This is a genomic window from Pseudocitrobacter faecalis (assembly GCF_965231525.1).
Lineage (GTDB): Bacteria > Pseudomonadota > Gammaproteobacteria > Enterobacterales > Enterobacteriaceae > Pseudocitrobacter > Pseudocitrobacter faecalis.
On record NZ_CBDDNJ010000002.1, the window covers coordinates 4,526,568 to 4,545,275 of the forward strand.

The following is an 18,708-nucleotide window of genomic DNA, read 5'->3' on the forward strand; positions in this document are numbered from 1 at the left end:
TTTTTAATGTATTCCCGCCAACCGCAGCAACCCCGTGACGATCGCCGCCGCGAAAATCACCACGATTAACGGGCACTTTCGCCACGCCAGAAATACCGCAAATCCCACACCCAGAACGCGTGCCAGACCGGCAAAATGTTCACCTTCATAAAAGGTCGTCGCCAGCGCCACGGCAAATAACAACGTGGTTGCGGCATCGGATAACAATGCCTGAGAACGCTCAGAGAACTGCAATCGTCCACCCAGCTTCGCACCGCCCAGGCGCATTAAATAGGTGCCCGCAGAAAGTAGAGCGATCCCAAGAATAATCAGCGTGGTGTCACCCATTATTTTTTCCTCGCCAGTAAGCCGAGCATTGAGAGCAGGACGGGTAAGCCGACCGGCGCGAAAGGTACGGAAGCCAGTGATATGGCTGCTCCGCTGGATGCGCGAATAAGCGACGTTTTACTTTTCTTCAGTGCCGGAAGCACTAACGCCAGCAGAATGGCCGGGAAAACAGCATCCAGGCCGATAGTCTCCGGAGAGGGAAGCAGTTTTCCGACGCCCGCGCCCAGCAACGTTCCTGCCGGCCAAACGAAAGCGACGCCCAGCCCGCATAGCCAGAACGCGGCTTTACGCTGTTCTGGTGTCGGCTGTGACAGGCCGAAAACGACGCTTTCATCATTCATAATGTGGCAGCCGAGAAAGCTCAGTATGCGTTTACCCACCAGATCGCGTACGGTGATACCGAACGGGAAATGACGTGCGTTGACCAACAATCCCGCCACGGCTGCTGCAAGTGGGTTACCGCCGCTGGCAACAATGCCGATAAACATAAATTCAGATGCGCCCGCCAGTACGGTGAGTGAAAGAATGAGCGGCACCCATAGCGGAAAACCGTATGCCATTGCCAATGAGCCGTAGGAAACCGCGACGATCCCGACGGCAAGACAGACCAGGAATATGGCTTTTAAGGTGTCGCTTTTCAGGCAACCGAAATGTTTTTTAAACATGATTGTTGGCTATATCGAACGAGTTTCCATTATAATGAACGCAACGAAGGGGCTTTTCAAGATAATCAATCCGTTCGATCAATAGGATAAGGAAGTGGCATTATGACGCAGCCAATCAGCGTGATCGCAAAGAGTCTGGTACGCGAGCGTATGAGAACAGGGCTGTCTTTGGCGGAAATCGCTCGCCGTGCCGGCATTGCGAAATCGACGCTCTCCCAGCTCGAAGCAGGGAATGGTAATCCTAGCCTGGAAACGCTGTGGTCGCTCTGCGTGGCGCTGGATATCCCCTTCAGCCGCCTGCTGGAACCACAGGTGCAGAAAACGCAGGTCATTCGTCGGGGCGAAGGAGTGAAAGTGCTGGCAGAGCAGGCGAACTATCAGGCGACGCTGTTGGCGACCTGCCCACCGGGCGCGCGTCGCGATATTTACCTGCTGACGACGCAGCCGGGCGCCGATCGTATCTCGCAACCCCATCCTGTCGGTTCGGTCGAACATATCATTGTGACGCAAGGGCGTGCGCTGGTGGGGCTAACGGACGCTGCGGAAGAGTTAAGCGCTGGCGATTACATCTGTTACCCCGGCAATCAGGAACATATCTTCAAAGCGCTGGAACCTGATACCCTGGCGATTCTGGTCGCCGAGCAAAATTAACTCGTCGTGCGTACGTCTGTGCGCACAATTATATATTTCACCTATTATAGTAAAATAATAATTCATTTTATTTATATGAGTTATTTATTGAATTTTAAAATTAATAAATTTAGGAAATATTAATAATCACTCGCTTATTTAAATTTGTTTTCAGTGTTATCTCGCTCACGATCTCAACGTTCTTTGCGTTTACTTAAGGAACTATTTGACTAATATTTATTAGCTCTTGAGACGTGGAAGGCCTAATCAAAAGAATTGATGTAGTTACGTTATTTCGCGTCCGGGACTCTAATAAAAGAATATTCATCACTGTGATATAAAATAGATGAATAAAATCGCGCAGAGCTTTGCTAATTATTAGTTATCTCAAGGAAAGCGAATAATGAAGAAAACAACATTATCTATCGCCATTGGGCTGTTGTTGGTGGCAAATGCAGGTGTAGCAAAAACCCATTCTATGACGCTGGAACAGCGTCTGGAGATGTTGGAAAACCGTCTTGAAGCGGCCGAAAACCGTGCGACGCAGGCAGAAAATAAAGTTCAGCAGCTACAGGTACAGCAGGCCGCTGAAATTAAAGAAATCAAGGCCGCTCAGGGAAATACTCCTGTAAATGGGCAGCAGCCTGCGGAAGAGACGGCAAAAAATGCGTCTAAACCAACGCTGACGTTGACAGGGTATGGCGACATCAAATTCTACGGCGACGTGGAATTCAACATGGATGCTGAAAGTAAGCACGGCGTGTTGGCGGCAACTAACGGTAATTTTAAGCCAGACGACTCCAACGAACAGTGGAACCTGAATGGCCGTATTCTGCTTGGCTTTGACGGTACTCGCCAGTTAGGTGATGGTTACTATGCTGGCTTCTCGGCTCAGCCTTTGGGTGATATGGAAGGCGTGGTCAATATCGATGATGCGGTATTCTTCTTTGGCCGTCAGGACGACTGGAAAATTAAAGTTGGCCGTTTCGAAGCCTACGATATGTTCCCCCTCAATCAGGATACCTTTGTTGAGCATTCAGGCAACACCGCCAATGATCTGTACGACGACGGTAGCGGTTATATCTATATGATGAAAGAAGGTCGCGGTCGTTCTGATGCCGGTGGTAACTTCCTGATGAGTAAACAGCTTGATAACTGGTACTTCGAGCTTAACACCCTGTTTGAAGATGGTACGTCTCTGTATAGCGAAAATGATGGGAAACATTCCTACCATGGCCGTGAGATGGTGCAACAGAAAAACGTTATCTATATGCGTCCGGTTGTCGCTTATACCCAGGATGAATTTACGGTTTCTGCGGCGATGGAATCCAACGTTGTTGATGGCGCATATGGTTATGAAGGAAAAAATGGCGAGATTATCGACCAGTCTGACCGTACCGGCTATGGCTTAACCATGACCTGGAACGGTCAAAAAACCGATCCAGAAAATGGCATTGTGGTTAACCTGAACACCGCATACCTGGATGCCAACAACGAAAAAGATTTCACTGCGGCGGTTAACGCCCTGTGGAGAAACTTTGAGTTGGGTTACGTTTATGCGCATAACACCATCGATGATTATGCTGGCCTGATTAAACACGATGATGACGACTGGATTTATAACGAAGGTACCTACGATATTCACACTATTCACGCGTCTTATTTGATTCCGAATGTGATGAATATGAAAAACTTCAACGTTTATCTCGGCGCATATTACTCAATGATCAATAGCGATAATAGTAATGCTGACGGCTACACCGAAAACGACGATCGTTACGGCGCACGCGTTCGCTTTAAATATTATTTCTAATCTTTGTTCAAATCCGCATACATAAAAAAAGCCTGCATTGCAGGCTTTTTTATGAGAGTGAACAATTAATCGAGATAGAATACCTCTTTCAATTCTGTGCTTACCGGGCTGTTATCCGGATTAGCTGGCATTACCTCGGTCATATATTTCCACCAACGCTGACATACATCGGTGTTTGCCACCGCGTTCCAGCGCTCTTCCGATTCAATCTCAACAGTCGCGAAAAGCAGGTTACGCGCTTTATCGAGATAAATGGCGTAATGGTGCGCACCGTGGGATTTCAGCGTCGCTTCCAGTTCCGGCCAGATAGGATTATGACGGCGCTGATACTCTTCGTGTGCGTCGGCATGCACCTGCATCACAAAAGCTTTGCGGATCATAATGCCTCCAGATACAGTTCGCGCACCTCATCACGGCTGGCGGTGCGCGGGTTACATGGGGCGCAAGGGTCAGCCAGCGCTTTGTCCAGCCAGCCTTCGATATCCGCTTTGGTAACGCCCAGCTTGCTGAAACCTTCCGGAATGCCAACACGCGCGCTCAGTTTACGAATGGCGTTGATAGCTTCCATGCTGGCTGCTTCGTCACTCATCCCGCGGGTTTCAACACCCATTGCCTGCGCGACGCGTGCAAAACGCGCGACGGCGTTCGGGCGGTTAAAGTTTTCGATGATCGGCAGCAGGATGGCATTGCATACGCCGTGCGGCAGATTGTGCGTTGCGCCCGGCTGATGTGCCAGCGCATGCACCAGGCCGAGCCCCGCACTGTTAAACGCCATCCCCGCCAGATACTGACCAAACGCCATCTGCTCGCGGGCTTCCAGGTTATGACCATCATCGACCGCTTTCGGCAGCCACAGAGTGATCAGACGAATGGCTTCCAGTGCGTTGGCGTCAGTCAACGGATGCGCGCCAACGGAAACGTAAGCTTCAATCGCGTGGGTCAGGGCATCCATACCGGTGGCGGCGGTGACGGACGCGGGAATGTCCAGCATCACGCTGGCGTCATCTACGGCGATATCCGGGATAATATTGGAATCGATAATGACTTCTTTCACCTGGCGCGCGGTGTCGATGATCACGGCGTTGCTGGTCATCTCGGCGGCGGTGCCTGCGGTAGTATTAATGGCAACCAGAGGCACGCCCGCATTTTTGACTTTTCCCACGCCTGAGTAGGCGGTAGACGGGCCAGGGTTGGCGGTCAAAATTTTGATCGCTTTGGCGGTATCGATAGGGCTGCCGCCGCCAAAGGCGATGATAAAATCGCAGCTCGCGTCCTGATATGCCGCAAAGCCTTTTTGCACCAGCTCTTCGGTGGGATTAGGGAACACTTCATCGAAAAGATGGTAAGACATATTCTGCGCATCAAGTGCGGTAAACAGGCTATCCAGCAGACCCAGCTTTACCAGTTGCCCGTCGGTGACCACCAGCGCTTTGCCCCACTGTTTGCCAGCGACCAGGTTGACCATATCGGCAATCGCGCCCGCACCGTGCAGGCTGATTTTGGGAAGCGCCAACATAAAGCTCATGCTATTTCTCCTTAAATTAAAAGCCCTATGTCCGGCGGCAGCCACTGTCGCCGGGCGTGAGCGGATAGGTTAGAGCGCGAGCGCGCTGGCGAGCGGGGTGACGCCAAAGCGTTTGCCAAGCGCAATCAGTTCTTCACGCGTGATGGTCTGTTTCATGCCGCCCATGGAATAGACCTTCACCAGCACTTCTGCGGATTTCTCGGCGGTATCGATCAAACCAAACGCCTCGTCCAGCGTCGGCCCACTGCCGAATACACCGTGGAACGGCCACAGCACCAGCGAGTGTTTCTGCATTTCGACGGCAGTCGCCTGGCCGATTTCGTCCGTGCCCGGCACCATCCACGGCAGAATGCCCACGCCGTCCGGGAATACCACCAGACATTCGGTGCTACCTTCCCACAACTGGCGGGTGATCACGTCGGTGCGGTTTTCCAGCACGTAGGTCAGGGCGATCAGGTTGGTGGCGTGGCAATGCATGATCACGCGATCTTTGCCGTTGGTCGCTTTGATGCGCTCGCAGTGTGACAGGAAGTGAGCCGGTAATTCAGACGTCGGCACTGCCTCATGGGTTAAGCCCCACAGGATGTGATAGCCCGCACCGTCGCTGTCCACTTTCACCACGCCAATATTGGCGGCTGGATCGAGCTGAACATTGCGGAAGAACTTACCGGAACCGGTGACGATAAATGGCGTGTTCGCCAGCAGCGGCATCGGTTGGCTGAGCGCGATATAGCGCGGTTCTTTGTGGAAATCAGCCTCGTAAGGGGCGATATCGGCATCGTCCAGACGCAGCGTCAGGTTGCCGCCGTTACGTTCGTCCCAGCCTTTCAGCCAGGCGTCAGAGGTGGCTTTGATCATGCCCTGGACGAACCAGGATTGAGTGATGGATTGCATAGTATTCGAGTTCCTGTTCAGGCGGTGCGGGGTTTACCCCTCACCCTAACCCTCTCCCTGAGGGAGAGGGGATTGTCCGGTTTCGGTATTCACCCTCTCGCTCAGGAAGAGGGGACTGTTTGGTTTTCACCCTCTCCCTCAGGGAGAGGGCCGGGGTGAGGGTTGTTTACCCGCGTTTGCTCAAAATCTCTTTCTCATACGCGCGCACGTTTTCCAGCCACTGGCTGCCCGCTGGCGTATCGTGGCGCTGGCAATACATTTCCCACACCGCCTGCCACGGCAGGGATTTCTGCTCTTCCAGCAGCGCCAGGCGTGCGGTGTAATCGCCTTCCGCTTCCAGTTTGCGTAGCTCATCGACGGGCTCCAGCAGGGCGCGCAGCAGGGCTTTCTTCATGTTGCGGGTACCGATAACCCACGCCGCGATGCGGTTGATGGAAGCATCGAAGAAGTCGAGGCCGATGTGTACGCGGTCGAACAAATCGTTGCGCACGATTTCGCTCGCGATAGCCTGGGTTTCGTCATCCAGCAGCACCACGTGGTCGCTGTCCCAGCGCACCGGGCGGCTGACGTGCAGCAGCAGACGCGGCACGTAAAGCATGGCGGAGGAGATTTTGTCGGAGATCACTTCCGTCGGGTGGAAGTGGCCTGCATCCAGACACAGCGCGGTCTGACGGCTGGCGGCGTAGCCCATATAGAATTCGTTAGAGCCCACGGTGTAACTTTCCGCGCCAATACCAAACAGTTTGCTTTCAACCGCATCGATGTGGTGCGCCGGATCCAGTTTTTCGCTAATCACTTCATCCAGCGCGTTCATCAGACGCTGACGCGGTGCCAGACGGTCGACGGTGATGTCTTTCATGCCGTCCGGGATCCAGATATTCATCACCGATGGTGTGCCCAGTTGCTCACCGAAGTAAGCGGAGATGCGGCGGCTGGCCTTGCAGTGGTCAATCCAGAACTGACGAATTTTCGCATCCGGATGAGAGAGCGTGAAACCGTCAGCGCTCAGCGGGTGCGAGAAGCAGGATGGGTTAAAATCGAGTCCCAGTTGATTCGCTTTCGCCCACTCTACCCAGTTTTTAAAGTGTTCCGGTTTAATCTGGTCGCGGGAAACCGGGGTTTCGGATTCGAGATAGATCGCATGCAGATTCAGGCGTTTTGGCCCCGGGATCAGGCTCAGCGCCTGCTCCAGATCGGCACGTAATTCTGTCGCGTTGCGTGCTTTGCCAGGGTAATTCCCTGTTGCCTGAATCCCGCCGGTCAGGCTACCTTCCGGGTTTTCAAAACCGGCGACATCATCGCCCTGCCAGCAGTGCATGGATACCGGCAGGCGATCGAGCTGACGCAGGGTCTCTTCGACGTCGATGCCAATGGCGGAATAACGCTGTTTCGCCAGTTCCCAGGCTTGTTCAAGTTGAGTGGTCATGCGCAAAGCTCCTTTGTCAGTCGTTTTTGCTGAAACTGCGCAACGTAGCGGGCAATTTCATGTTCAGAGTTAGGGGTAAAGGTGGTCAGGCCATAGTTACCGGTCACCACCTGACGGAAATCATCTACGGTGCCCAGCTCTTCGAGCGTCATCAGCTGTACGCCGATATTGCCGAGCGTGGAGGCCTCAATTGGGCCCGCCACCACTGTCACACCGCAGGCGTCGGCACAAAGCTGGTTGAGTAAGTGGTTCTGGCAACCGCCGCCAACGACGTGTAGCTGGCTGAACGGTTTGCCGCGCAGTTGCGCCAGTTCGTTCAGAATGTCGGCGTAAAGCAGGGCAAGGCTGTCGAAAATACAGCGCGCGAGTTCGGCAGGGCGCTGCGGCACCGGCTGTGCGGTTTCGCGGCAGGCAGCCTGGATTTCCGCGCTCATGTTGTCCGGGTTAATAAAACGGTCGTCATTGGGGTTGATCAGGAAACGGCAGGCGCCGAGTTTTTCCGTTTCGGCAATCAGTGCGGGCAGGTCAGTGATGTTCTGCTCTTTAATCACACGCTGAAGCAGCCACAGCCCCATGATGTTTTTCAGCACGCGGTAACGCCCTTCCGCGCCGCCTTCATTCGTGATGTTGGCTGCCAGTGCATATTCGCTGGTATACGGCGTGGTGCTTTCAAAGCCCATCAACGACCAGGTGCCGGAAGAGAGATAAGCGGCGTCTTTGTTCGCCAGCGGTGAAGCAATGACAGCGCTTGCCGTATCATGGCTCGCGACGGCCACCACCGGGATTTTGTTGCCCATCGGGCAAATCCAGTGACCGATCACGTTGCCAGGGTGCGTTGGCGTACCGAACCATTTAGGCGATGCGCCGGTCCAGTTAAGCAGGTCTTCATCCCAGTTATCGGTCTGAATATTGACCAACTGCGTGGTGGTCGCGTTGGTATATTCCCAGTTCATGTTGCCGGTGAGGCGATAGCTGAAGTAATCGGGGATCAGCAGGGCATGTGCGACCTCAGCGGCAACTTCTGGCTGTTGTTCTACCAATGCGCGTAGCTGATAGAGCGTATTAAACGGCAGGAACTGAATGCCGCTGCGGCGATAGATTTGCGCTTTACCGAGCTGTTCAATCGCCCGCGCCATCACGCCGTCGGTGCGGTTGTCCCGATACGAGACCGGCAGGCCAACGCGCTGACCGTCGCGGTTAAGCAGCACGTAATCCACGCCCCAGGTGTCGATACCGATGCTGTCGATCAGGATGCCCTGCTCGCAAACTTTGTTCAGGCCGATGCGAATTTCCGCTTCAAGCCCGTCGATATCCCAGGTATCAAACCCATCCTGCTTTTGCAGGCAGTTCACAAAACGGTGGATCTCGTGCAGCGAGAGCGTGTGTTGTTTATTGTCGTAGCGGGCGAGCATCACGCGACCGCTGGATGCCCCCAAATCGACGGCCACACAATGGCGAAGAGTCATGGCTGGAGTCCTTCTTAATGTCATTGGACCCAGTCTATGAAGCGCGTGCGAGTGTGACCTTCTCATCACTGACAGCAAAATGGGCGGCTGGCAAGAAAGCAAAGGTAGACGTGAGAGAGGTCACAATTTCCGCTAATCCCCCCGTATTTCGTGGGTGTGACGCTCTCCGCAATTCCCAATCTTTCCCAGTATTTCTTGAAAAAACGACTGGATTTGCGCTCTTTACTGTCGAAATTTTAAGGTGAGGTCAGCCACCCCCGATTACTATCCTGATAACTTTTCTCATTTAGTGGGGGCGTTATGACCGTATTGCACAGTGTGGATTTTTTCCGTTCAGGTCGTTTACCTGTGGCGATTGAACCGCGACTTCCGCAGCCCGCTTTTCCTGAGCATCATCATGATTTTCATGAAATTGTGATCGTTGAACAGGGAACCGGTATTCACGTATTTAACGGCCAGCCGTATACCATTTGTGGTGGCACTGTCTGTTTTGTTCGCGATACGGATCGCCACCTTTATGAGCACACCGATAACCTTTGCCTGACCAATGTTCTCTATCGTTCACCGGAGGCGTTCCAGTTTCTTTCCGGGCTCGATCAATTATTGCCGCAGGAAACGGAAGGGAATTACCCCTCCCACTGGCGCGTGAGCCAGAGCACGCTGCAACAGGTGCGTTTTATCCTCGAACAAATGGCGCAGGTGGATGACAGCATGGACGCGGCAACGCTCGCCAATCGCGAAATTCTCTTTATGCAACTGCTGGTGCTTCTGCGTCGTGGGACGCAGGTTGCAGGCGGGATGGATAGTGACGCACGGCTGAACCAGTTAATGGCCTGGCTGGAAGAACATTTTGCAGAAGATGTCTGCTGGGAAGCGCTGGCGGAGCAGTTTTCGCTGTCGCTGCGTACGCTCCACCGCCAGCTTAAACACTCGACGGGCCTGACGCCGCAGCGTTATCTGAATCGGCTGCGTTTGATTAAGGCCCGCCATCTGCTGCGCCATAGCGACGAAAGCGTGACGGATATTGCCTATCGCTGTGGCTTTGGCGACAGCAATCATTTCTCTACTCTGTTTCGTCGGGAATTCGACTGGTCACCGCGCGATATTCGCCAGGGGCGCGATGCCACCTTGCAGTAACGCGGCGGCTATCAACGTTTTCGCAACGTAGAACTGCGACAATGGTGCGTTATAAGTCGTGAGGGATGGCAGTGTCGGGTCACTTAGTTCTGCGAAAAGAGGAATTCTTTGCCCGCCCCGGGCAGGCGGTGGCGGTGGCCGATCGTTATCCGCAAAACGTCTTTGCCGAGCACACCCATGAGTTTTGCGAGCTGGTACTGGTCTGGCGCGGGAACGGCCTGCACATGCTCAACGATCGCCCTTATCGCATTACGCGCGGCGATCTCTTCTACATTCGCGCGGAAGATAAACACTCCTACGCTTCCGTTAACGATCTGGTTTTACAAAATATTATCTACTGCCCTGAGCGACTGAAGCTTAATCTGGACTGGCAAAGCTACTTACCCGGCCTGAACGGTAGCGCCTGGACACCGCACTGGCGGATGGGCAGTAACGGTATGACCCAGACGCGGCAAATCATTACCCAACTGGAACATGAAAGCCGCAAAGATGAACCGCTGGCGAATGAAATGGCCGAGCTGCTTTTTGCGCAACTGGTGGTCTCTTTCAAACGTTATCGCTACGCCACGGATAATCTGGAAGCGACGCAAAGCGAGGCGTTGCTCGACCGCTTGCTGAGTGCGCTTGCCGGAAGCCTAAACCGGCCTTTCTCGCTGGATCGCTTTTGTTCGCAGGAAGGGTGTAGCGAACGCGCGTTGCGCCAGCAATTCCGTCAGCAAACTGGCATGACCGTGAATCACTATCTGCGTCAGCTGCGCATCTGCCACGCGCAGTATTTATTGCAGCATACAGATTTGATGATCGGTGAGGTGGCGATGCAGTGTGGCTTTGAAGACAGCAACTACTTTTCGGTAGTGTTTAACCGCGAGGTGGGGATGACGCCAGGTCAGTGGCGTCATCGTAACGGAGTGGTTGCCTGATTAACTCGCCATACCCAGCCCAACAATATTCGCCGCGATGATAATCACCACGCAGCCGACACTCAGAACGCCGACCGGACGGCGACCTGCGTTGCTCCACTCTTTCAGCACCAGCCCAACCAGACCGCCGCAAAGCACGTAGAAGCTCATGTGCAGCATCCAACTGATGTATTCATACTGCGCCGGGATTTTGGCGTGGCCCCAGGCGTAGAAGAAGAACTGCAAATACCACATCAGGCCGCCCAACGCAGAGAGTAATACGTTGGTGATGATCAGCGGTTTTGCCAGCGAGAAGTCAGCTTTTACCGACAAGGTTTTCACTTTTGCCAGACGAATGAAGCAGAAGCCGAGGTTAATCAGCGCGCCGCCGCCCATGATAACGACGTAGCTTGGCAACGCGACGTAAAGAGGATCGACGCCCAGCGCGGCAGCGGCTTCGTGCATCGGTTTTGCGGCGCTCATCGCGAATGACATCCCCGCTGAGAAGATGCCGCACATTACCGCCAGTACCAGTCCTTTCTTGAGGTTAAAGTCTTCCGCTTTAATGCCCATGTTGCGCTCTTTCAACTGGCCTGCGCGCGTGACGATGCCTACGCCAATCAGCGCAACCAGCACGCCGAGCAGCGTCATACGGCCACCTTTGGTGTTGATCAGTACATCAAAGCTACCGTTCAGAATCGGCGTCATTAGCGTGCCGACAATCAGCGTAATGCCAATCGCAATCCCGATGCCCATTGACATGCCGAGATAGCGCATCGTCAGACCATAGTTGATATTGCCAATCCCCCACATCGCGCCGAAGAGAAAGACCGGCATCAGGGTTGAGGCACTAAACGAGCCGTAGTAGGCCCAGAAATTGGGTAATAGCAGGGCACTGATTGTCCAGGGAAGAATAAGCCACGATACGGTGCCGCCAACGGACCACATCGTCTCCCAGGACCAGTGTTTGACCTTCTTGAAGGGGGCATAGAAACAGGCTGCACTGGCTGCGCCTATCAAATGCCAGAAAATGCCCATCATAATCGCATTATTCATTATTGTTTCCTCAACGGTTTATTGTTGGTTCAGGCGTCCTGCCAACTCGTTGAGCTTAAAAAGTATGCGATTTAATAACCTTCCGTTAATTGCCACGGTGAATCAAAAAATGACCACCAGAGCAATGTCGTAGTGAGTGGCTTCACACTTTTACATTCTGTGCAGAAAGCGAGGCGGTTGTGCCTTTTTCATTGATAGGCAATGCTTTTCTGCGCTATAAGCCCCGTAAAATCAGGCACATAACAAAATGTTATAACCTTATAAAAACTACGGCATTGATAATCATTTTCAATATCATTTAATTAACTATAATGAACCAACTGCTTACGCGGCGTTAACACTTTGCCGCCCGACAATAATGGAGAAGATTATGAGCTATACCCTGCCATCACTGCCTTATGCATACGATGCTCTGGAACCGCACTTCGATAAGCAGACGATGGAAATCCATCACACTAAACACCACCAGACCTACGTGAATAACGCGAATACCGCGCTGGAAAGCCTGCCGGAGTTCGCTTCCCTGTCTGCGGAAGAACTGATCACCAAACTGGACCAGATCCCGGCTGAAAAAAGAACCTTCCTGCGCAACAACGCCGGCGGCCACGCGAACCACAGCCTGTTCTGGAAAGGCCTGAAAAAAGGCACCACCCTGCAGGGTGACCTGAAAGCGGCTATCGAGCGCGATTTCGGTTCCGTTGACAAATTCAAAGAAGAATTCGAAAAAGCGGCGGCGACCCGTTTCGGTTCCGGTTGGGCATGGCTGGTGCTGAAAGGCGACAAACTGGCTGTGGTTTCTACCGCTAACCAGGACTCCCCGCTGATGGGTGAAGCTATCTCTGGCGCTTCCGGCTTCCCGATCGTGGGCCTGGACGTTTGGGAACACGCTTACTATCTGAAATTCCAGAACCGCCGCCCGGACTACATCAAAGAGTTCTGGAACGTGGTGAACTGGGACGAAGCTGCTGCACGTTTCGCGGCTAAAAAATAAGTTCTGAGCTCATAGTAAGCCCCTGAAGGTTTGCCTTCAGGGGCTTTTTTTTGTCCTGATTTTAAGGAAAAGATTGAATTTCCCCCTGCAACCAGCGAGCCTTTAAGCAGTGATTCCGAGGAGCAGGGTGACGAAATGCATTATCCGGTTGAGGTTTTTATTGGCACGATCCGCGACTACGACGGCAGCCGCCCGAGTGCGATTGCCAAAGTGCAGGTAGACGGCGAGCTGACGCTGACTGAGCTGGGGCTGGTGGGCGATGAGCAGGCAGAGAAAAAAATCCATGGCGGGCCTGAGCGCGCGCTGTGCCACTATCCCCGCGAACACTACGCAGAGTGGATGCGCGAATTTCCAGACCAGGCCGATCTCTTCTATGCGCCTGCGTTTGGCGAAAATCTTTCCACTCACGGTTTAACCGAAAAAGAGGCTTTCATCGGCGATATCTTCCGCTGGGGCGAGGCGTTGATTCAAATCAGCCAGCCGCGTTCACCCTGCTTTAAGCTGAACTACCATTTTGGCATTGCCGATATGTCCTCGCAGATGCAAAGCCGGGCAAAAGTAGGCTGGTTGTATCGCGTAGTCGCACCGGGGCCGGTGTCGAGCGATGCACCGCTGGAGCTGGTTTCGCGGCTAAGCGACGTTTCCGTGCATGAAGCGGCAGCGATTGCGTGGCATATGCCGTTTGATGAAGAGCAGTATCATCGGTTGATGTCGGCTGCGGGGCTGTCAACAAGCTGGACAAGAACCATGCAGAAGCGGGTACTTAGCGGCAAAATTGAGGATAATTCGCGCAGATTGTGGGGGAAGTAGGGTTACTATGCGGTTTGATGCCCTCACCCCGGCCCTCTCCCACAGGGAGAGGGGGAAAACTGGGCCGGTTCCCTCTCCCTGCGGGAGAGGGTTAGGGTGAGGGGGCCCTCATCCCTATGTCCGCTTATACAACGGCAACCAAATCGTTAACCGCAACCCACCGAGCGGGCTGTCATCGGCCTTCACCCAGCCACGATGCTGCTGGATAGCGGCTTCAACAATCGCCAGGCCAAGACCGGTGCCGCCGGATTCACGGTCGCGGGCTTCATCGGTGCGATAGAACGGACGGAAGATTTGCTCTCTGTCCTCCGGGCTGACACCCGGGCCATCATCGTCAACGTTTACGGTGATACCATCTTTATCGACTGCAAACGCCACGGCGATTTTGGTATGCGAGTAACGCAGAGCATTGCGTACGATATTTTCCAGCGCGCTTTCCAGCGCATTCGGGTTACCGTACAGCGGCCACGGGCCCGGCGGGTAATCGATGCTGAAGGATTTGCCCATCTGCTCTGCTTCAAACGCCGCGTTATCCAGCACTTCTCCCCACAGCTGATTCGCTTTCATCGTCTCGCTGACCAGCGCGTTATTCGCCTGATTACGCGACATCACCAGCAGATCGTTGATCATGCTGTCCAGACGCTGCGCTTCGGTTTCAATACGCTCCAGCTCTTTGCTCTCGCCGCTGCGGCGACGCAATAATGCGGTGCCCAACTGCAAACGCGTTAACGGCGTGCGCAACTCGTGGGAGATATCAGAAAGCAGGCGTTGCTGCGACGTCATCATGCGTTCCAGCGCCGTCACCATCTGGTTAAAGCTGGTACCTGCGGCTAAAAACTCCTGTGGCCCGGCTTCCAGTTCAGGGTGCTGACGCAAATTCCCCTGGGCAACTTCATCGGCTGCATTCTTCAACTTACGCGCCGGTTTCGCCAGGCTCCACGCCAGCCATAACAGCAGTGGGGAACTGACTAACATCGTCACGATAAGCAGCAATAACGGGCGGTCAAACAGCAGGTTGATAAAATCTGACTGTGAACTGCTGGCCGGTCGAATCAGGTATAACTGGTAATTATCTTCCCCATCGCGGATAGAGAACGGGCCGACCAGCTCAACGCGGCCATATTTTTTCTTCTGCGGGTGATCTGAGTTATCCGATTGGCCGATAAAGTTGCGAATGATCTGCATTTCGCTGCGTTCTGCGCCGATCACGCGGCCTTCGCTGGTCACCAGCAGAAGACGTTGACCCGGCGGTGCCCACTTATCAATGGCACGGAAAAGGCGACGCCACCACATCAAATCATTCGGTGGGTCTGCCGCTAACTCTTCCTCAACATGCTGCTCGATCATCATCCCCTGGCGCTGCTCGCTGTCCAGCAGCTCGGTCATCTGACGAGAATCGAGCTTCGGTAGCATCAGAACCAGCATCAGCACCAGCGCCAGTGTTAACCAGAAAATGGCGAAGATGCGTGCGGTCAAACTTCCTATCATGAAGCGGATACCATCAGATAACCGCGACCACGCAGGGTTTTAAACCACGGATGCCCATCTTTACGCTCTGGCAGTTTGCGGCGCAGATTGGAGATGTGCATATCGATAGCGCGGTCGAACGGAGTTAAGCGCTTGCCCAGCACTTCCTGACTAAGGTGTTCACGAGAAACCACCTGGCCGAGGTGCTGTGCCAGCAGGTAAAGCAGGGTGAATTCCGTGCCGGTCAGTTCAAGAACCTGCCCATCAAAGCTGGCTTCCTGGCGCCCCGGATTCAGGCTCAGGGAATCGACTTCAACGGTTGGTGAACCAACGTCGCTGTTTTGTTGCTGTTCGCTCCAGTGCGAACGACGCAGAATCGCACGTATACGCGCAACCAGTTCGCGATCGTTGAACGGCTTAGGCAAGTAGTCATCTGCGCCCAGTTCAAGGCCCAGAACGCGATCCAGCTCGCTTCCGCGCGCGGTAAGCATAATAACGGGGGTCTGGTGTGTCTGACGAAGCTCTTTAAGCGTGTCGATACCGTTTTTCTTCGGCATCATCACATCGAGCAAAAGCAGGTCGATGCTGTCGTCCAGAAGTGCCAGCGCCTGTTCACCGTCATGGGCTACCAGAACGTTGAACCCTTCCATGTCGAGCAACTCCTTTAACAAGGAAGTAAGCTCGCGGTCATCATCAACTAATAAAATTTTATTCATATTTTAAATACCTCCGAGGCAGAAATTACGTCATCAAGGCCCGCTAATCCATGACTTTACGTTGTTTTACACCCCCTGACGCATGTTTGCAGCCTGAATCGTAAACTCTCTCTCGTTGAATCGCGACACAAAAGTTTTTGGGAGCAAGTGATGCGCAATGTTATCGCTGCCGTCATGGCCTCAACACTGGCGCTAAGTGCTACTAGCCAGGCAGCTGAAGTCGTCACCAGCGTTAACTGGCACCCCGCTGAGGGTAGTACGCAGCGTAGCAGTCAGGGTCATATGTTTGACGGCATAAGTTTAACCGAACATCAACGTCAGCAGATGCGAGATCTGATGCAACGAGCCCGGCATGACCAGCCGCCCGTTAATGTTAGCGAAGTAGAGACGATGCATCGTCTCATTACAGCAGAAAAATTTGATGAAGCCGCGGTACGCGCTCAGGCAGAAAAAATGGCGCAGGAGCAGGTTGCCCGCCAGGTCGAAATGGCGAAAGTGCGCAACCAGATGTATCGCCTCCTTACGCCAGAGCAGCAAGCGGCTTTAAATGAGAAACACAAGCAACGTATGGATCAGTTGCGTGAGGTTGCCGGGATGCAGAAAAACCCAACGACAATGTTATTTAGTAGTACCCGTAGCAACCAGTAACAAACCCTGTTTTTCCTTGCCATAGACACCATCCCTGTCTTCCCCCACATGATGTGGGGGTTTTTTTTGCCCAATTTTTGCCACCGCCTCCGCTATACTAGCCGCAGAATGAATGGCAGGAGCGTTTATGAATCAATCATATGGCCAGCTCATCAGCCGCGCAGCGCTTGCCGCGACGGTGATGGCCTCTGTGTTACTTTTGATCAAAATTTTTGCGTGGTGGTACACCGGTTCCGTCAGTATTCTGGCGGCCCTGGTGGATTCGCTGGTGGATATTGCGGCATCGCTGACCAATCTGTGGGTGGTGCGTTATTCGCTGCAACCCGCCGACGATGAGCACACCTTCGGCCACGGTAAAGCAGAATCGCTGGCGGCACTGGCGCAGAGCATGTTTATTTCCGGTTCAGCACTGTTTCTTTTCTTAACCGGCATCCAGCATCTGGCACAGCCGCAGGAAATGAATAAACCGGGCATTGGTGTGCTGGTGACCGTTGTTGCGCTGGTAAGTACGCTGTTGCTGGTCTCATTCCAGCGTTGGGTGGTTCGTAAAACGCAAAGTCAGGCGGTAAGGGCGGATATGCTTCATTATCAGTCTGATGTTATGATGAACGGTGCAATTTTAGTCGCGCTGGGGCTTTCCTGGTACGGTTGGCATCGCGCAGATGCGCTGTTTGCATTAGGAATTGGCATCTATATTTTATATAGCGCATTACGTATGGGTTATGAGGCGGTTCAGTCTTTGCTGGATCGCGCATTACCCGACGGAGAACGTCAGGAAATTATCGACATCGTGACCGCCTGGCCCGGGGTAAGCGGTGCACACGATCTCAGAACGCGGCAGTCAGGGCCGACCCGCTTTATTCAGATCCATCTGGAAATGGAAGATAACCTACCCTTAGTTCAGGCACATGTGATTGCTGAACAGGTGGAGCAGGCTATTTTGCGTCGTTTCCCGGGATCCGATGTGATTATTCACCAGGATCCGTGCTCAGTTGTCCCGGATGGTGGCAGGAGCGTTTGAACTTTCGTAAGTCGTTGTAAAAGTGTGGGGTCGATCGGCATTTTTTGTTCAAATAACCGCCATTTGGCCTGACCTGAATCAATTCAGCACGAAGCACTTGATATACTATCTGTAATAAGGTCGTTCTCTCCCTACAGGGAGCGCTTCGGGCAGAAGAATTAATTATTAGCATTCCTAAGTTCAGAGGTAGTCATGATTAAGAAAATCGGTGTGTTGACAAGCGGCGGTGATGCGCCGGGTATGAACGCTGCCATTCGTGGTGTTGTGCGCGCTGCGTTAACGGAAGGTCTGGAAGTATTTGGTATCTATGACGGTTACCTTGGTCTGTATGAAGACCGTATGGTTCAGCTCGACCGTTACAGCGTCTCCGATATGATCAACCGTGGCGGTACCTTCCTCGGTTCAGCGCGTTTCCCGGAATTCCGTGATGAGAATATCCGCGCTGTGGCTATCGAAAACATGAAAAAACGCGGTCTGGATGCGCTGGTCGTTATCGGCGGTGACGGCTCCTACATGGGTGCCATGCGTCTGACCGAAATGGGCTTCCCGTGCATCGGCCTGCCGGGCACCATCGACAACGATATCAAAGGCACTGACTACACCATCGGTTTCTTCACCGCACTGAGCACCGTGGTTGAAGCGATTGACCGTCTGCGTGACACCTCTTCTTCGCACCAGCGTATCTCCGTTGTTGAAGTGATGGGTCGTTACTGCGGCGACCTGACCCTGGCGGCAGCGATTGCTGGTGGTTGTGAATTCGTGGTTCTGCCGGAAGTTGAATTTAACCGTGACGACCTGGTTGCAGAAATCAAAGCCGGTATCGCGAAAGGTAAAAAACACGCTATCGTGGCGATTACCGAACATATGTGTGATATCGATGAGCTGGCGCACTTCATTGAGAAAGAAACGGGTCGTGAAACCCGCGCAACCGTACTGGGCCACATCCAGCGCGGCGGCTCCCCGGTGCCTTATGACCGTATTCTGGCTTCCCGCATGGGGGCGTATGCCATTGAACTGCTGCTGCAGGGCTTTGGTGGCCGTTGCGTCGGCATTCAGAACGAAAAATTGGTTCACCACGACATCATCGACGCTATCGAAAACATGAAGCGTCCGTTCAAAGGTGACTGGTTAGACTGCGCGAAAATGCTCTACTAATCCGCGTGGATTACCGAAGGGCGTACAGCCCGACGTAATAAAATGGCCTTCCCTGCCGGGAG

At 53.5% G+C, this 18,708-nt stretch carries 19 protein-coding genes; 9 read left to right on the top strand and 10 right to left on the bottom strand.

The window, feature by feature from the left end:
• Nucleotides 1–3 precede the first annotated feature (3 nt).
• Both ACOXYR_RS21830 and ACOXYR_RS21835 read right to left on the bottom strand, forming a co-directional pair.
• The gene (locus ACOXYR_RS21830; RefSeq protein WP_108477065.1) at nucleotides 4–327 is read right to left on the bottom strand and encodes an AzlD domain-containing protein; all 324 of its coding nucleotides are present in this window, start codon (nucleotides 325–327) and stop codon (nucleotides 4–6) included.
• Nucleotides 327–992: an AzlC family ABC transporter permease gene (locus tag ACOXYR_RS21835; protein ID WP_108477064.1), complete on the bottom strand. Its 666-nt coding sequence runs from the start codon at nucleotides 990–992 to the stop codon at nucleotides 327–329. The genes ACOXYR_RS21830 and ACOXYR_RS21835 overlap by 1 nt, the downstream gene beginning before the upstream one ends.
• 102 nt (nucleotides 993–1,094) lie before the next feature.
• Here ACOXYR_RS21835 and ACOXYR_RS21840 point away from each other — a divergent pair, with 102 nt between their 5' ends.
• Together ACOXYR_RS21840 and ACOXYR_RS21845 are read left to right on the top strand one after the other, a co-directional pair.
• On the top strand, nucleotides 1,095–1,643 hold the full coding sequence (locus tag ACOXYR_RS21840; RefSeq protein ID WP_421356554.1) for a helix-turn-helix domain-containing protein: 549 nt from the start codon (nucleotides 1,095–1,097) through the stop codon (nucleotides 1,641–1,643).
• A gap of 382 nt (nucleotides 1,644–2,025) precedes the next feature.
• A complete protein-coding gene (locus ACOXYR_RS21845; RefSeq protein ID WP_108477062.1) occupies nucleotides 2,026–3,435 on the top strand; it encodes a carbohydrate porin in 1,410 nt (469 codons plus the stop codon).
• Between the two features lie 65 nt (nucleotides 3,436–3,500).
• Here the strand turns inward: ACOXYR_RS21845 and rhaM are convergent, their stop codons facing one another.
• The 5 genes from rhaM to rhaB all read right to left on the bottom strand — a co-directional run bounded on the left by rhaM (nucleotide 3,501) and on the right by rhaB (nucleotide 8,746).
• The gene (gene rhaM, locus ACOXYR_RS21850; RefSeq protein ID WP_108477059.1) at nucleotides 3,501–3,815 is read right to left on the bottom strand and encodes an L-rhamnose mutarotase; all 315 of its coding nucleotides are present in this window, start codon (nucleotides 3,813–3,815) and stop codon (nucleotides 3,501–3,503) included.
• Nucleotides 3,812–4,960 carry a lactaldehyde reductase gene (fucO, locus tag ACOXYR_RS21855; RefSeq protein ID WP_421356553.1) on the bottom strand — a complete coding sequence of 383 codons (1,149 nt, stop codon included), beginning with the start codon at nucleotides 4,958–4,960 and terminating at the stop codon, nucleotides 3,812–3,814. Before fucO ends, rhaM begins: the two co-directional genes overlap by 4 nt.
• Before the next feature lie 69 nt (nucleotides 4,961–5,029).
• Nucleotides 5,030–5,854 (bottom strand): rhamnulose-1-phosphate aldolase, encoded by an 825-nt coding sequence (gene rhaD / locus ACOXYR_RS21860; protein ID WP_113858295.1) that lies wholly within the window; start codon nucleotides 5,852–5,854, stop codon nucleotides 5,030–5,032.
• Between the two features lie 166 nt (nucleotides 5,855–6,020).
• Nucleotides 6,021–7,280 (bottom strand): L-rhamnose isomerase, encoded by a 1,260-nt coding sequence (rhaA, locus tag ACOXYR_RS21865; RefSeq protein ID WP_108477056.1) that lies wholly within the window; start codon nucleotides 7,278–7,280, stop codon nucleotides 6,021–6,023.
• Complete coding sequence (rhaB, locus tag ACOXYR_RS21870; RefSeq protein ID WP_421356680.1) at nucleotides 7,277–8,746, bottom strand: rhamnulokinase; 1,470 nt, start codon at nucleotides 8,744–8,746, stop codon at nucleotides 7,277–7,279. Before rhaB ends, rhaA begins: the two co-directional genes overlap by 4 nt.
• Before the next feature lie 300 nt (nucleotides 8,747–9,046).
• Here rhaB and rhaS point away from each other — a divergent pair, with 300 nt between their 5' ends.
• Complete coding sequence (gene rhaS, locus ACOXYR_RS21875) at nucleotides 9,047–9,883, top strand: HTH-type transcriptional activator RhaS (protein WP_108477054.1); 837 nt, start codon at nucleotides 9,047–9,049, stop codon at nucleotides 9,881–9,883.
• 71 nt (nucleotides 9,884–9,954) lie between these two features.
• Entirely contained in the window at nucleotides 9,955–10,803 is an 849-nt protein-coding gene (gene rhaR / locus ACOXYR_RS21880) for an HTH-type transcriptional activator RhaR (RefSeq protein WP_108477089.1), read from the top strand.
• Here the strand turns inward: rhaR and rhaT are convergent, their stop codons facing one another.
• The gene (gene rhaT / locus ACOXYR_RS21885) at nucleotides 10,804–11,838 is read right to left on the bottom strand and encodes an L-rhamnose/proton symporter RhaT (RefSeq protein WP_113858296.1); all 1,035 of its coding nucleotides are present in this window, start codon (nucleotides 11,836–11,838) and stop codon (nucleotides 10,804–10,806) included. It lies immediately after the preceding gene.
• 370 nt (nucleotides 11,839–12,208) lie between these two features.
• Between rhaT and sodA the strand changes: the two genes are divergently transcribed.
• Both sodA and yiiM read left to right on the top strand, forming a co-directional pair.
• On the top strand, nucleotides 12,209–12,829 hold the full coding sequence (gene sodA, locus ACOXYR_RS21890; RefSeq protein WP_015966516.1) for a superoxide dismutase [Mn]: 621 nt from the start codon (nucleotides 12,209–12,211) through the stop codon (nucleotides 12,827–12,829).
• Nucleotides 12,830–12,964: 135 nt separating this feature from the next.
• Complete coding sequence (yiiM, locus tag ACOXYR_RS21895) at nucleotides 12,965–13,639, top strand: 6-hydroxyaminopurine reductase (RefSeq protein ID WP_113858297.1); 675 nt, start codon at nucleotides 12,965–12,967, stop codon at nucleotides 13,637–13,639.
• A 114-nt stretch (nucleotides 13,640–13,753) separates the two neighbouring features.
• Here the strand turns inward: yiiM and cpxA are convergent, their stop codons facing one another.
• Together cpxA and cpxR are read right to left on the bottom strand one after the other, a co-directional pair.
• Nucleotides 13,754–15,127: an envelope stress sensor histidine kinase CpxA gene (gene cpxA, locus ACOXYR_RS21900; RefSeq protein WP_108477051.1), complete on the bottom strand. Its 1,374-nt coding sequence runs from the start codon at nucleotides 15,125–15,127 to the stop codon at nucleotides 13,754–13,756.
• Entirely contained in the window at nucleotides 15,124–15,822 is a 699-nt protein-coding gene (gene cpxR / locus ACOXYR_RS21905) for an envelope stress response regulator transcription factor CpxR (RefSeq protein WP_015966513.1), read from the bottom strand. The genes cpxA and cpxR overlap by 4 nt, the downstream gene beginning before the upstream one ends.
• A gap of 150 nt (nucleotides 15,823–15,972) precedes the next feature.
• On the opposite strand from cpxR, the gene cpxP reads away from it, so the two are divergent.
• The 3 genes from cpxP (at nucleotide 15,973) to pfkA (ending at nucleotide 18,646) form a co-directional block, all read left to right on the top strand.
• On the top strand, nucleotides 15,973–16,470 hold the full coding sequence (gene cpxP, locus ACOXYR_RS21910) for a cell-envelope stress modulator CpxP (RefSeq protein ID WP_108477050.1): 498 nt from the start codon (nucleotides 15,973–15,975) through the stop codon (nucleotides 16,468–16,470).
• Between the two features lie 127 nt (nucleotides 16,471–16,597).
• The gene (gene fieF / locus ACOXYR_RS21915; RefSeq protein WP_108477049.1) at nucleotides 16,598–17,491 is read left to right on the top strand and encodes a CDF family cation-efflux transporter FieF; all 894 of its coding nucleotides are present in this window, start codon (nucleotides 16,598–16,600) and stop codon (nucleotides 17,489–17,491) included.
• A 192-nt stretch (nucleotides 17,492–17,683) separates the two neighbouring features.
• The gene (gene pfkA, locus ACOXYR_RS21920; RefSeq protein WP_015966510.1) at nucleotides 17,684–18,646 is read left to right on the top strand and encodes a 6-phosphofructokinase; all 963 of its coding nucleotides are present in this window, start codon (nucleotides 17,684–17,686) and stop codon (nucleotides 18,644–18,646) included.
• The last annotated feature ends 62 nt before the right edge of the window (nucleotides 18,647–18,708 follow it).

Bases quoted from the DNA above. Each gene is read 5' to 3' on its own strand.
- fieF (WP_108477049.1), top strand. From the start codon at position 16,598: ATGAATCAATCATATGGCCAGCTCATCAGCCGCGCAGCGCTTGCCGCG.
- pfkA (WP_015966510.1), top strand. From the start codon at position 17,684: ATGATTAAGAAAATCGGTGTGTTGACAAGCGGCGGTGATGCGCCGGGT.
- rhaT (WP_113858296.1), bottom strand. From the start codon at position 11,838: ATGAATAATGCGATTATGATGGGCATTTTCTGGCATTTGATAGGCGCA.
- rhaM (WP_108477059.1), bottom strand. From the start codon at position 3,815: ATGATCCGCAAAGCTTTTGTGATGCAGGTGCATGCCGACGCACACGAA.
- yiiM (WP_113858297.1), top strand. From the start codon at position 12,965: ATGCATTATCCGGTTGAGGTTTTTATTGGCACGATCCGCGACTACGAC.
- ACOXYR_RS21830 (WP_108477065.1), bottom strand. From the start codon at position 327: ATGGGTGACACCACGCTGATTATTCTTGGGATCGCTCTACTTTCTGCG.
- rhaD (WP_113858295.1), bottom strand. From the start codon at position 5,854: ATGCAATCCATCACTCAATCCTGGTTCGTCCAGGGCATGATCAAAGCC.
- rhaS (WP_108477054.1), top strand. From the start codon at position 9,047: ATGACCGTATTGCACAGTGTGGATTTTTTCCGTTCAGGTCGTTTACCT.
- rhaA (WP_108477056.1), bottom strand. From the start codon at position 7,280: ATGACCACTCAACTTGAACAAGCCTGGGAACTGGCGAAACAGCGTTAT.
- ACOXYR_RS21845 (WP_108477062.1), top strand. From the start codon at position 2,026: ATGAAGAAAACAACATTATCTATCGCCATTGGGCTGTTGTTGGTGGCA.
- cpxR (WP_015966513.1), bottom strand. From the start codon at position 15,822: ATGAATAAAATTTTATTAGTTGATGATGACCGCGAGCTTACTTCCTTG.
- rhaB (WP_421356680.1), bottom strand. From the start codon at position 8,746: ATGACTCTTCGCCATTGTGTGGCCGTCGATTTGGGGGCATCCAGCGGT.
- cpxP (WP_108477050.1), top strand. From the start codon at position 15,973: ATGCGCAATGTTATCGCTGCCGTCATGGCCTCAACACTGGCGCTAAGT.
- sodA (WP_015966516.1), top strand. From the start codon at position 12,209: ATGAGCTATACCCTGCCATCACTGCCTTATGCATACGATGCTCTGGAA.
- cpxA (WP_108477051.1), bottom strand. From the start codon at position 15,127: ATGATAGGAAGTTTGACCGCACGCATCTTCGCCATTTTCTGGTTAACA.
- ACOXYR_RS21840 (WP_421356554.1), top strand. From the start codon at position 1,095: ATGACGCAGCCAATCAGCGTGATCGCAAAGAGTCTGGTACGCGAGCGT.
- ACOXYR_RS21835 (WP_108477064.1), bottom strand. From the start codon at position 992: ATGTTTAAAAAACATTTCGGTTGCCTGAAAAGCGACACCTTAAAAGCC.
- fucO (WP_421356553.1), bottom strand. From the start codon at position 4,960: ATGAGCTTTATGTTGGCGCTTCCCAAAATCAGCCTGCACGGTGCGGGC.